Annotated in this window: 12 protein-coding genes; 7 read left to right on the top strand and 5 right to left on the bottom strand. The window is 49.5% G+C overall.

Features of this window, described 5'->3' with window-relative positions:
• Positions 1 to 231: 231 nt before the first annotated feature.
• The 4 genes from BUB81_RS06570 to BUB81_RS06555 form a co-directional block, all read right to left on the bottom strand.
• The gene (locus BUB81_RS06570; RefSeq protein WP_073320090.1) at positions 232 to 1,170 is read right to left on the bottom strand and encodes a hypothetical protein; all 939 of its coding nucleotides are present in this window, start codon (positions 1,168 to 1,170) and stop codon (positions 232 to 234) included.
• Between the two features lie 22 nt (positions 1,171 to 1,192).
• Positions 1,193 to 1,843, bottom strand: a complete 651-nt coding sequence (locus BUB81_RS06565; RefSeq protein ID WP_073320086.1) for a hypothetical protein — start codon at positions 1,841 to 1,843, stop codon at positions 1,193 to 1,195.
• Positions 1,836 to 2,378 carry an RNA polymerase sigma factor gene (locus BUB81_RS06560; protein WP_073320083.1) on the bottom strand — a complete coding sequence of 181 codons (543 nt, stop codon included), beginning with the start codon at positions 2,376 to 2,378 and terminating at the stop codon, positions 1,836 to 1,838. Before BUB81_RS06560 ends, BUB81_RS06565 begins: the two co-directional genes overlap by 8 nt.
• A 75-nt stretch (positions 2,379 to 2,453) precedes the next feature.
• The gene (locus BUB81_RS06555; RefSeq protein ID WP_073320080.1) at positions 2,454 to 3,362 is read right to left on the bottom strand and encodes a hydrogen peroxide-inducible genes activator; all 909 of its coding nucleotides are present in this window, start codon (positions 3,360 to 3,362) and stop codon (positions 2,454 to 2,456) included.
• Between the two features lie 986 nt (positions 3,363 to 4,348).
• On the opposite strand from BUB81_RS06555, the gene BUB81_RS06550 reads away from it, so the two are divergent.
• From BUB81_RS06550 to BUB81_RS06540, 3 genes are read left to right on the top strand one after another with little or no spacing between them, the layout of a single operon-like run.
• Positions 4,349 to 6,037, top strand: a complete 1,689-nt coding sequence (locus BUB81_RS06550) for an ABC transporter ATP-binding protein (protein WP_175555777.1) — start codon at positions 4,349 to 4,351, stop codon at positions 6,035 to 6,037.
• 3 nt (positions 6,038 to 6,040) lie between these two features.
• The gene (locus BUB81_RS06545; protein WP_073320074.1) at positions 6,041 to 6,310 is read left to right on the top strand and encodes a PqqD family protein; all 270 of its coding nucleotides are present in this window, start codon (positions 6,041 to 6,043) and stop codon (positions 6,308 to 6,310) included.
• Positions 6,303 to 6,764 carry a lasso peptide biosynthesis B2 protein gene (locus tag BUB81_RS06540; RefSeq protein WP_073320071.1) on the top strand — a complete coding sequence of 154 codons (462 nt, stop codon included), beginning with the start codon at positions 6,303 to 6,305 and terminating at the stop codon, positions 6,762 to 6,764. The genes BUB81_RS06545 and BUB81_RS06540 overlap by 8 nt, the downstream gene beginning before the upstream one ends.
• Before the next feature lie 30 nt (positions 6,765 to 6,794).
• On the opposite strand, the gene BUB81_RS06535 is transcribed toward BUB81_RS06540, so the two are convergent.
• Entirely contained in the window at positions 6,795 to 8,573 is a 1,779-nt protein-coding gene (locus tag BUB81_RS06535) for a lasso peptide isopeptide bond-forming cyclase (RefSeq protein WP_073320068.1), read from the bottom strand.
• Between the two features lie 943 nt (positions 8,574 to 9,516).
• On the opposite strand from BUB81_RS06535, the gene BUB81_RS06530 reads away from it, so the two are divergent.
• The 4 genes from BUB81_RS06530 (at position 9,517) to BUB81_RS21905 (ending at position 11,364) form a co-directional block, all read left to right on the top strand.
• Positions 9,517 to 10,131 carry a hypothetical protein gene (locus tag BUB81_RS06530; RefSeq protein ID WP_073320065.1) on the top strand — a complete coding sequence of 205 codons (615 nt, stop codon included), beginning with the start codon at positions 9,517 to 9,519 and terminating at the stop codon, positions 10,129 to 10,131.
• 14 nt (positions 10,132 to 10,145) lie between these two features.
• Positions 10,146 to 10,307: a lasso RiPP family leader peptide-containing protein gene (locus tag BUB81_RS21910; RefSeq protein WP_139241519.1), complete on the top strand. Its 162-nt coding sequence runs from the start codon at positions 10,146 to 10,148 to the stop codon at positions 10,305 to 10,307.
• A 280-nt stretch (positions 10,308 to 10,587) separates the two neighbouring features.
• Positions 10,588 to 11,190, top strand: coding sequence for a hypothetical protein (locus BUB81_RS06525; RefSeq protein WP_073320061.1), 603 nt, complete (start codon positions 10,588 to 10,590; stop codon positions 11,188 to 11,190).
• A gap of 12 nt (positions 11,191 to 11,202) precedes the next feature.
• A complete protein-coding gene (locus BUB81_RS21905; protein WP_139241518.1) occupies positions 11,203 to 11,364 on the top strand; it encodes a lasso RiPP family leader peptide-containing protein in 162 nt (53 codons plus the stop codon).
• Positions 11,365 to 11,721: the final 357 nt, after the last annotated feature.

The following is an 11,721-nucleotide window of genomic DNA, read 5'->3' as shown; positions in this document are numbered from 1 at the left end:
GATTTCGGGACGACGGATGCGTTGATACGTCCTTACTCCGTCATCCCGGGCTTGTCCCGGGACCTATTCAAAAAGGCCGTGATGTCAAAACGACCCCCTTATCGTCATCCCGGACTCGTTCCGGGACCTATTTGAAAAGGCCGTGATGTTAAAACAACCCCCGCTGGATGTTTCTAAGATCCCGGATAAGTGCTTCGCACTTTCCGGGACGACAGGGGAGGGACCTATACCCTAAAATACATACACCTCGGCTTTTGCCAGTAAATCGCTGGGCGTGATTTTCTCGGCCACACAGCTCTTCACTGACTTTTTATTGAATATGTACAAGCGGTCCTGGGCCTTGCCATCTTCGCCCTTGCCGAAGTTCTTCAGGATAAAGCTGATGTGTTCGTCATCCGGGAGTTCACGTAAACCGGCACCAAAGCTACATAAGGTGTCGCCGACACTGCCTTCGAAATTGGCCAGAAAGGTTTTGTAAGCTTTCTCCTGCATTTCGCGTTGCTTGGCCAACTCGGCCTTTTTCTCTTCGGCCAGTTCCTGTGCGTAGTCCTGAAGCTCTTGCTGACGAGACTGTAAACGGTCCAGTTCTGCTTTGAGCTCCTTCATTTCGCCTTCGATTTCGCGCTTACGCTCGTTATCTGCGGCGCGTAGTTCGAATTCCAGATCGCGGTTGCGACGTTCTAGTTCGCGAATTTCCCATTCGATCTCGCGTCGATCACTGCGAAACTCTCGTAATTTCTCGTCGGTCTTACGCACGATTTTCTCTACCTGACGAACGACACGTTCGGCGGTTTCACCCCAATCCTGTTCGACGATGAACTCGTAATCGCCGTGGCTCTCCACATGCATGCCGTCCGCCACTACCGTAACTGTGGGCGCGTCGGGCGCAGACGGTGGGGTAGGAATAACACTCATTAAGTCGCCGAAATCAAAGTCGAACATCATACCGCGACCACCGGTGTGAATGGTAAAAATAACCCCTTGCTTTGCCAGGTACGTGGCTTCGATGCTGCGGTAGCGCACGCCTTCTTTGCGGGTATCCTGCTTTAAAGCGGTGTCGATAACACCGGACATAATGTTCAGCTGTTTATCCAGTTCGGTAAGGTTTTGTGCAACGGCACTGGTAGCCAGGGTTGCGCCAAATAGCGATGCAATTGCTAGTGCTTTCATAATCATTCCACCTGTTGTCTGATTACTCGGTGAGGGCGGGGTAGCCATCATCCAGTGAATTAATTTCACGCTGAAGCTGAGTTAGCTGGCGTGCGTAGTAGCGCTGATCGTCATCGCGCTGTTGGTTAATAAACTTAATAAGCTCTGCAAAGTCCTCGCGACGCTCCTGTCGGCTCGAAGTCAGCAGATATTGAGTAAGCTGTGTGCTGTTTTCCTGTTGTTGCTGCTGGAGTGCGGCAACATACTGGGTGAACATGGCCTGATTCGCCTGTTGATAGTCATTGAGTTTCTGATTCACCAATGCAGCAACTTGTTCGTCACTGGGCCCTTGTTGAAAACCCATGGTTAATTTGCCTTCGCTTACTTGTACAGAGAAGCCGCTTACCACCATTACAATCGCCAATGCTGACATGGCCATGGACATAACGGGTAAGCCCTGCCATTGCCACCACTTGGGTTTGTCCGGGGCCACGAAAGTGGCATTTTTATCCCAGGCAGGCATAGGCGGAGAGGTAAACTGCTCTGCGGCAACCGACAGCTGCGTGGCAGTTTCCACTTGAGCCGCGAAGGCTTTATCGCTCAGGCAGAGCGCTTCAAACGCGTCGCGTTCCTCGTTGGTTAAGGCATTGTCCAGCCATTGGCCGAATAAATAATCTGACTCGTAATTAGCCATGTTCTACCTCCAAATCCAGTTTTAGCTTCGACAGGGCGCTGTATAGGCGCGACTTCACCGTATTGCTGGAGAGTCCCAGCTGGTCGGCTATTTCGTCGAAGGTAAACTGTCCAAAAAATTTCAATTCGATAACAGCACGTTGCGCTAACGGCAAACGTTGCATTGCGGCCGTCAGCGCCTGACTGGTGCTGTCGGTCATTAAGTTGTGCTCAGGGCAGGGCCGCTCGCAGCTGAGTTCGTCGTCTTCGTCCAGCGGTGAGTCTGGTCGTTTGCGCCGGTAAAATTCAATACAACGAAAATGCGCGATGCGGAATAACCAGGCTTTAAAACTGCCTTCACCGCGGTAGTTGGTTAAGCTGCGGAATACCGCAATAAAGATATCCTGCATTAGGTCTGCTGCGTCATGTGGGTTGCCCGTCATGCGCACGCCATATTGATAAATCGCAGACTCGTAGCGTTTAATCAGCGCGAACCAGGACTTTTTATGCCCTTTTAAGGCCTGTTCAATTAATTGTTCGTCGCGCTTTTCAAACACCGGATATCCCCAAAGTTTTATGTTGTTGTGGGTATAGTCGGGGGGCCGGGCAAAAAAGTTTGCCCGGTATGAAAATTATTTTAGGGTAGGGACCGGAAGCAATGGAGATATGATCTCACCTACACGACGGAACAGACGCATCCGCGTAGTCCCCGCACGCCATACAAGTCCAATTTCCCGGAACGCTTTTTCTTCCGCCGGGAACGAGGTGAGTTGCGTGTTCTTGAGCAAATCCTGGTTAAGTGCCAGTTCTGGCAGGAATGTGTAGCCCAGTTTACTGTTCGCTAATTGCACCAGGGTATACAGTGAGCTGGCAGCCAACGAGCTGATTTGATCGGTGTGCTGCAGGTTACATGCGCTCACGGCATGGCCGGTCATACAATGCTCTTGTTGCAGCAGGAAAATGCTTTTCTTCGGTAAGCTGGAAATGTCCAGTGGCGAAGGTAAATCGTTGGCTAAATCTTTATGGGCAATTAAATGGAACGGGTCGTGGCCCAGCACCATTTGTTTGCATCCCGGCGTTTCCATGGGCAGTGCCAGTACCAGCAAGTCCAGGCTGCCGTCGGTGAGTTGTCGCGTAAGATTTGCCGTTGTGTCTTCCTGCAGCTCCAACTGGATTTCCGGTAAGAAGGTACGAAATGCGCCTAACATGGCTTCAAACAAGAATGGCGCAATGGTGGGAATAACGCCGAGCTTCAGCTTACCACGCTGCCAGTTTCCGGCGTTTTGCGCGTATTCTACGAGTTCACCGGCTTCTTGCAGAATAACCTTCGAACGCTCCACCACATCGAGTCCTAACGAGGTAAACACAAAGGTTTTGTGCTCACGCTCCAGCAGTTGGCTGCCAAAATGTTCTTCGAGGTTCTGAATTGCAGTGCTCAGGGTTGACTGGCTCACGTTACAACGCTGCGCCGCCCGGTGGAAATGCTGTTCCTGATGTAAAGTTACCAAGTAATGTAAGTGTTTAAGATTTGGCCATTTCATTATTGTTAACTCGATTGTTATGTTTGTTTTTAATCTATTGTATAGATAAGTTTGGGAAATAACACCCCTGTGAGTAAGGTTTTTACTTATACATCGTCTTCCCGGACTCGTTCCGGGTTTATAAAGAGCCGTCATCCCGGACTTGTTCCGGGACCTATTCAAAAAGGTCGTGATCTCAACACAACCCCTGTTGGATGTTTCAAAGATCCCGGATATCGCTGGGGGCGATTCCGGGACGACGGATGGGGTTATCCCACCGCGATGCTAAGACGACCCCCTCACCGTCATCCCGGGCTTGCCCCGGGACCTCGGCTTGTTCCGGGACCTATTTGAAAAGGCCGTGATCTCAACACAACCCCTGTTGGATGTTTCTAAGATCCCGGAAAAGTGCTTCGCACTTTCCGGGACGACGGATGGGAATATCGCTGGGGCGATTTCGGGACGACGGGTGTGTTTTTTTGATCCCGAATAAGCGCTGCGTGTTTCCGGGACGACGGATGGAGGTATTCCACCGCGATGGTGAGACGACCCACTCCCCGTCATCCCGGGCTTGCCCCGGGACCTATTTGAAAAGGCCGCGATATCAAAACAACCCCTGTTGGATGTTTCTAAGATCCCGGATAAGTGCTGTGCGTTTCCGGGACGACGGATGTGTGGTTTTCTAATATCCCGAATATCGCTGGGGCGATTCTGGGACGACAGATGGAGGTATCCCACCGCGATGCTGAGACGACACCCTCACCGTCATCCCGGGCTTGCCCCGGGACCTCGGCTTGTCCCGGGACCTACCTGAAAAGGCCGTGATATCAAAACAACCCCTGTTGGATGTTTCTTAGATCCCGAATATCGCTGAGGCGATTTCGGGACGACGGGGAGGGGACCTACACAAAAAGGCTAGATGACGCGACGAAGGGAGTGTTGTAAAGTAACGCCAGACATAAAATAGGACGATGCCTGGTGCTCAGGTAGCAATTACGGAAGTACACATGTTCGATAGCCTGCGTCTGCACTACGGCTTAAAGGTTTTTCAATCTTATAAATGGTCTTTCATTATGGTGGTAGCCCTTATGGTTACCGAAACCGCGGTGAGCCTGAGTGTGCCGTACTTAATTGGCCAGCAGTCCCAGTCATTCCTGCAAGAAGTCACAATTCTCAATAATAACCACCTGAAATACTTATATTTGTGGGTTGCGTTATTTGCTGCGCAAGCCGCACTGCGTTTTTTGTCTACCTATAACGTAAACCTGGTGGGCGCGCGCTTAATGGCTGAATTGAGTTGCCGTTTGTACGATCATATTCAGGTACTGCCCATTCAGTATTTCCAGGAAAATAAGCGCGGTGACGTGCTGTCTATGTTGACCAACGATCTGGCCGTGGTGAGCTTTTTCGCGTCCAGCGTGCTAACCAACCTCATCCCGAATATTCTGGTACTGATTGGTGCGGGCATTCTGATGTATATGATTGAACCCACCATTGCCTTGTTAATTTGCTTCCTGGTGCCGTTGATATACATCATTCTGAAGTTGGTGAGCCGTGGCATGCAGCCTATCTCCCGGGCGTTGGTGCAACGTCAGGCCGACTCACTGGCGCAGGCGAGTGAAAACATCGGTGCGATCTCGTTAATCAAAGCATTCAACAAAGAAGAAGCGGAGTCGTCTAAATTTAAACGCCGTTCGAATGAAATTCTGGCGCTCAGAGCCCGCCAGTTCCGCTTACAGGCATTGCTCTCGCCGTTAATTCAGTTTTTGGCGTCATTGTGTATTCTGGTTGTTGTGATCATGAGCGTGCTGAAGTTTAATTCAGGCGCTCTTGGGATCCCCGATCTCATAAGCTTATTGTTGTACGGCATTGTATTCACCCGGCCGCTGGGTTCACTGGCAGGCCTGTACGGTCAGCTTCAGCAGGTAATAGGCGCGTCTGAGCGACTGCTGCATGTGTATCACCTGGAAAGTGAGCCACGCGATGAGCACGGCACACCCATGACCATCGAACACGGCGACATTGTGTTCGACAGCGTAGCGTTTGGCTTTCCTCAGCGTGGTACCATACTGAAAGACGTGTCATTTCATTTAAAAGCTGGTCAGAACATGCTGATCTACGGTCAGAATGGCGGCGGTAAAACCACCATGCTGCACTTGCTGATGCGCTTTTATCAGCCAGCCACGGGTAAGATTCTGATTGACGGGCAAAACATTCAACAGGCCACTACGGCGTCATTGCGCCACGCAATTGGCCTGGTGTCGCAGGACGTGCTGCTTTTAAACGGCAGTATTTTCGATAACCTTACCTATGGTCTGGCGAACCCAGCAGCAGACGACGTATACAAAGCGGCCAGCCAGGCAGGCTTGGACCACTTAATTATGCGCTTACCTCAGGGCTATGACACCCAGGTCGGCGAGGGCGGGGTAAGGCTGTCGGGTGGTCAGCGCCAGCGTATTGCACTGGCACGGGCGTTATTAATGAAGCCGAAGATCCTGCTGTTGGACGAACCCACGTCAATGCTGGACGAACAAGCCCGTCTGAGTTTTAAAGAGGAATTTCATGGATTGTTTGCGCAGTTTACCGTTATCATGATCTCGCACGATCCTACACTGTCTGACGTTGCGGATGTGGTGTACCAATTGGAAAACGGTACGTTGCAGCGTCAATCAATCAGGTCCGACTATCAGGAGTAAAACATGTCAGCCTATCAGTTAAAGCCCGAATTGTTGCTACAAAAAGTAGCCGATGAAATGGTGTTACTTGAGCCGGAGTCCGGTGAATATTTCACGTTAAACAATGTGGGTGCCGACATGCTCGAGCAACTGCAGCAAGGTAAATCTGCGCAACAAATTGCACAGTACATTGCAGACATTTACGACGTAACCGCAGAGCAGGCTGAACAGGATTTTCAGGTATTAATGCACGATTTGGTTCAGGCTAATTTAGCCGAAGCAGGCGTTGCTTAAGTCATTTTCTAAATACCGGGCGCTCGCCCCTGATCAGCGGCGCTGGTTTCGGCGTTGCTGGTGGCAGTTCGCGCTATGGCATATTCGTATTCAGTATTTTCCCTACCATTGGTGGAAGGCGCGTATATTTAGCGAGTTTAATATCGAAAGTGGGCACTCACTACCGCTTTCTTTGTCTGAAGCTATCAGACTGAGTGAAATGGCCGCCCGACACCACATCTTTCCCATAAATTGTTTACGTCGCTGCGTGGTACAGCAGCAGTTACTGACACAATATGGCTATGACTTAGCACTGCATTTTGGGGTGGCTAAACAAGACGCGCGCCTGAAAGCGCATTGTTGGCTTACGCACAAAGGACAGCTAATCAACGACGGTCCCGAGGTGGTGAATACCTATACCGAACTCAAGCTGGCCACTGAGCAGTCGCAACATATTCTGGCGTCGCTGCGCTAGCTTTTTTTGGTTGGTATGCACCGTTAGCTGTTAATGGTGCTGCTGGATCCAGCGCTGAGTGAGAATGGCGTATAGCAGATCAACGTGAACGCTCACGCCGTTGCCGCCCACTGCCGCATCAAATGCTTTAAGTAAAACGTCGTTATCGACCAGCCCCAACGATGCCAGGCGCGTGTCGCTCAATAGTTCACGCAAAGGTTTGGCGTTGTCTTTTACCAACTGACCAAAATGGTTGTCGAAGGTGACCTTTTTTACATTCCAGCACACTGACTCGGGCAAGTGGTTTTGCATGGCATTGCGCAGTAGCCATTTGGGGTAAGGACCGCGAATTAACTGTTTACCGGGTACTGCAAAACTGAATTCAGCCATACGCGGGTCGAAAAACGGGTGGGCAACATCAATCCCGTACTGCCAACCCACTTTTTGGTAGGAACGCACTGAATTGTATGTAGAAGTGGTTTTTAACGCCTGATACCGGGCATAACCGACGGGTTGTTTGCGTTCGTTAAAGGGGTTGGTAATTTTACTCGCATCGGTAGCCAGTTTTGCCGCCTCTGGCGTGAGCCAGGCGGGGATGTCAGACGGTGTATAGCCTTTCAACGCATACGCGCTATTCAGCAACCACTGAGGGATCATGGGTTTTACAAACAACGAACGCGCGACCAGCCAGCGCGCCATACCCGTTTGCTTGCACGCCTTCAGTACCTCGGCAATAACCCCAAACTCACCTTTGAAAAGCCTTTCGGTATAGGCACTGGCGTGGCCCCAGCACATTTCATCGCCACCGTTGCCCGTAAGTAGTCGGTGCCCACCGGCGGCCTGAATGATCTCACACTCCTGATGATAGCGCGGCGATAACACGGTTCCCGGTGAGTCGTAATCAGTAGGGTAGAGCGACATGAAGTCGCGATGCGCACCGGCATCTACGGTGATCTGAATAGGATCAACCAGCCCCAGCTTTTGGTACATGGCTTTGATGTTGTCAGACTCATCACAACTGGCCGAATGACTGTACAAATGCGACAGCGCCCTGCAACTACGTGGCTCGGTGAGCAATTCGTTTGCCAGCGCGGTAATGGATGTTGAATCCATACCTCCGCTCATCTGGCTTACAACCAGCGAATCTGAAGGGTGTATATGGCTGCTCACACACTGTTTTAGTAAATCTAAAAACATATCCCGGTATGTACCGTCGGACGCGGGCGCCAGTTTATTTTGCGGGTCGATATCCCAGAACGTGTGCTCAGTTACGTTGCCCTGAGGACTAACAGAAAGGCTGGTGCCTAGTGGTAACGTATTAATTTCATTATATAAACAAAGAGCCGGATTAGGCTGCCCCGCTAACCAACACGACAACGCCGTGGTATTCAGCGAAGGCTGCTTGGGCATTAACTTCGCTATAAACGACGCCTCGGAGCTAATTACCGTCACGCCACCCACTTTACCGTAGTATAACGCATGTTGATTTAGTGGATCGCGTGAAGCAAACAGCAATTTGTGCGGGTTGTGCCAGGTAAATACCGTATGCGGGCCGGTGATCGCATTTGAGATCGCTGCGGGCTGTGCGGAAAATTGCTCACTTAATTCGCTATTGGAAAGCGGCGCACTGGCGTTGGCAATAATATTACCTTGTGGCAAGGAAAACTGACTCAGCAACTGCGTTCGCGCATTCCCGCGGTAACAATAGTTACCCACCAGGCAATGCTCGTTTTGCCAATTTAATGCCAGTGTAGCGTGTCGACTGGCTTCATCGAATAGATCCATTATGGCGTGGTGGTCTGCTGCCACCATGGCAAACAACGCGGTCATGCTGATATGTTTATCTTCCTGAGTGTGACAACACTATGCCCGTTAAGGCCTGAGTAAGCAAGAGTACGAGGTCATCGTGGACTCGTTCCGTGGAAAGAGCCGTCATCCCGGACTTGCTCCGGGACCTTGGCTTGCCCTGGGACCTCGCCTTGTCCCAGGATCTATTCAAACAGGCGGAGATGCACAAACAACCCACCAAACCGTCATCCCGAACTTGTTCCGGGACCTTGGCTTGACCCGGGACCTACTCAAACAGGCCGCGATCTAAAAACAACCACCGCTGGATGTTTCTTAGATCCCGGATAAGTGCTTCGCACTTTCCGGGACGACGGATGGTGGCGTATTACACCCAATCCGTCATCCCGGACTTGCTCCGGGACCTTGGCTTGCCCTGGGACCTCGGCTTGTCCCAGGATCTATTCAAACAGGCGGAGATGCACAAACAACCCACCAAACCGTCATCCCGGACTTGTTCCGGGACCTTAGCACTCGCAGGTACCTAAAAAAGCGTAAATAAAGTTGGTGGTAAATTATATTTGCTTAAATTTTGTGCAGTTGCACACACATAGTGCCTGACAAATACTTAACTACCATGAAAAATAAAAAAGTATTTAAATATCATGTGATTACTGAAATTGTGAAACTACGGTTACATTCAACCCGTAAGGCTTTTAAAACAGTGCAAACCGAAGTAAACTAGTCCACAAGTCGAAAATAGAGTAGTTAAAGCGCTTAAACAGCGGATCTGACTAAAGAATTGAAAGCTGTGTCGGATAATTTTACAAACAACCGCTTATGAGCCTATAAATCTAGGTTTCGCTTAGATAGCTTTGGGCTTAGCTGTTGTTTTTAATAGCTATTATATTTTTGGCACGAACATTGTATCGTTATGGACGTAGTATTCGAATTTTCGGTGCTGGGCTTTTTATAGAGGACGGAAGCGATGAAAAAATTAATTTTAGCAGGGATCCTGGCGTTTTTTGCTTGTCAAGCAAACGCGGGCTTTGTTCAAGGTGTAACCGGCGAAGATATGGTCGGTATGGAAGTTACTGCCACGTTTGCAGACGGTTCTTCTGAAACTGCAACTTGGGGTGCTGTTGCTCCCGGTGCAGGTGGTGCATTCGGTCTGATTCCTTGGGGTGTATTACTAGACGGTGATTCGTTTGGTGATTTTGACCCAGTAACAGGCGACCTGTTTGGCGGTTTCTTAATGATGAATTTCTACGATTTCGACATGGTTTCGTTATCGTTCAACGCATTGGCTGCAGGTTTCGTGTTCGATACCGCATATTTCGATGCGTCAGCAAATGGTTCAGGTCCTGGTCGTGAGTTAGTATCTTCAAACGCTGATGTGTTTGCAGTTTACTCTGACAACTACATGGACGAGCTGTTTGGTACAATGACTCTGCTAAGTTCTAGCCAGGTTGTTGTAGCATCTGGTGAAATGCAAGTGTTCTTAACTGACACTGACCAGATTTCTGTTCCAGCACCAGCAGGTTTTGCAATGATTGCATTGGCCCTGATGGGTATGCGTATTGCGCGTAAATCATCTAAATAATGGAGAGAGTAACGATGACTTCTATTGAACAGCGTGACGCGCACGCAGAAAAGCGCGAATACTCGAAGCCTGAGTTACAAAAAGCAGGTAGCTTGGCCGAACTGACTCAAGGTTTCTCTGGCAGTGTTCCAGACGAGCAAGGTGGTCACACTAAGCGTAATCCGTTCCAAGGCTAATCGCTAAAAGCCTATTCATCGCAGAAACCCGGGTAGAAATACCCGGGTTTTTCTTTTTAAAATCAACAGTTCTGTAAGCCTCATTGCTTATTTGGCCACCACTCTAGTGTCGGTTTCTTTTACAAAACAACTTCTTCAGATCAAACGCGATCTATTTAGATCAAAAATACCTTAATAAAATCAATGTAATAAAATTATAATTAATTAGGGTACGATCTTTGCAATACAGTGTTTGGAAGTAGCAGTACTCTTTATAACTTTCATTTTAGGGACGTCTTTAATGAGAAAATTTATTATCGCAATGGCAATGACGTTGTTTGCTTCTTTTCAAGCAAATGCGTCTTATGTTCAAGGTGTGACCGGTGCAGATATGGTTGGCATTTCTGTTTCCGTTGATTTTGCTAATGGATCGAGCGAGTCTGCTATTTGGCAAGCGTTAACCGCTACTCAAGGTGGTGCGTTTGGTGCTTCTGACTGGGCGTTGATTCTTGACGGCGATTCTTTCGGTGACTACGACCCTGTTTCAAATACGTTTTATGGTTTATTCACTTTCTTCAACGGTCCGTTTGACGTTGTAAGTATCACTATTGATATTTTAAGTGAAGGCTTTGTATTTGATACTGCGTTCTTCGATGCTTCTGCAAATGGATCAGGCCCTGGCCATGAGTTCGTAAGCAGCGATCCTCAAGCAACTGCTAGCTATAGCAACCTGGTTGAAGATGAGCTTTACGGCACCATGACCATCTCTGCGTTCATCGCAGCTGGTAGTGGTTTAGCATTCCAAACAGATACTGACGCGTTCGGTGAAGTACCTGCTCCTGCTGGTTTGTTACTCGTCGCATTTGGTTTGTTAGCACTTCGTGCTACTCGCCGCAGTAAATAAGGGAGTATCAATATGAAATCACAACAGGCAGTTGTTACAGAACAAAGCAAAAAGGCATATGCGCAGCCGAAGCTTGATAAAGCAGGTAGTTTGGCTGAGTTGACACAAGGTTTCTCTGGAAGCGTTCCAGATGAGCAAGGTGGTCACACTAAGCGTAATCCTTTCCAAGGTTAATTTTTAAGTTAACTGTAAAAAAGCCCGGTCCGCCGGGCTTTTTTGTGCCTGAGATCCCGGATAAATGCTTGGGCATTTTCCGGGACGACGGATGGGGATATACGCTGCTCGATTCCGGGACGACGTATAGGGTTAGCGTTACATTTACACCGTCTTCCCGGACTCGTTCCGGGACCTAATAAAAATGCTTCGGAGCTAAGGTTTGCCCACTCCCCGTCATCCCGGGCTTGCCCCGGGACCTACTCAAACAGGCCGCGATCTAAAAACAACCACCGCTGGATGTTTCCAAGATCCCGAATATCGCTGGGGCGATTTCGGGACGACGGATGGTGGCGTATTACAACCAATCCGTCATCC

The organism is Marisediminitalea aggregata (assembly GCF_900129565.1).
Taxonomy (GTDB): Bacteria; Pseudomonadota; Gammaproteobacteria; order Enterobacterales; family Alteromonadaceae; genus Alteromonas; species Alteromonas aggregata.
The sequence above is the reverse complement of the archived record's forward strand: the minus strand, read 5'-3'. Positions and strand labels throughout refer to the sequence as shown.

Excerpts from the sequence above, each read along its gene's own strand:
- BUB81_RS06570 (WP_073320090.1), bottom strand. The coding sequence starts at position 1,170 with ATGAAAGCACTAGCAATTGCATCGCTATTTGGCGCAACCCTGGCTACC.
- BUB81_RS06565 (WP_073320086.1), bottom strand. The coding sequence starts at position 1,843 with ATGGCTAATTACGAGTCAGATTATTTATTCGGCCAATGGCTGGACAAT.
- BUB81_RS06555 (WP_073320080.1), bottom strand. The coding sequence starts at position 3,362 with ATGAAATGGCCAAATCTTAAACACTTACATTACTTGGTAACTTTACAT.
- BUB81_RS06550 (WP_175555777.1), top strand. The coding sequence starts at position 4,349 with ATGTTCGATAGCCTGCGTCTGCACTACGGCTTAAAGGTTTTTCAATCT.
- BUB81_RS06545 (WP_073320074.1), top strand. The coding sequence starts at position 6,041 with ATGTCAGCCTATCAGTTAAAGCCCGAATTGTTGCTACAAAAAGTAGCC.
- BUB81_RS06535 (WP_073320068.1), bottom strand. The coding sequence starts at position 8,573 with ATGACCGCGTTGTTTGCCATGGTGGCAGCAGACCACCACGCCATAATG.
- BUB81_RS06530 (WP_073320065.1), top strand. The coding sequence starts at position 9,517 with ATGAAAAAATTAATTTTAGCAGGGATCCTGGCGTTTTTTGCTTGTCAA.
- BUB81_RS21910 (WP_139241519.1), top strand. The coding sequence starts at position 10,146 with ATGACTTCTATTGAACAGCGTGACGCGCACGCAGAAAAGCGCGAATAC.
- BUB81_RS06525 (WP_073320061.1), top strand. The coding sequence starts at position 10,588 with ATGAGAAAATTTATTATCGCAATGGCAATGACGTTGTTTGCTTCTTTT.
- BUB81_RS21905 (WP_139241518.1), top strand. The coding sequence starts at position 11,203 with ATGAAATCACAACAGGCAGTTGTTACAGAACAAAGCAAAAAGGCATAT.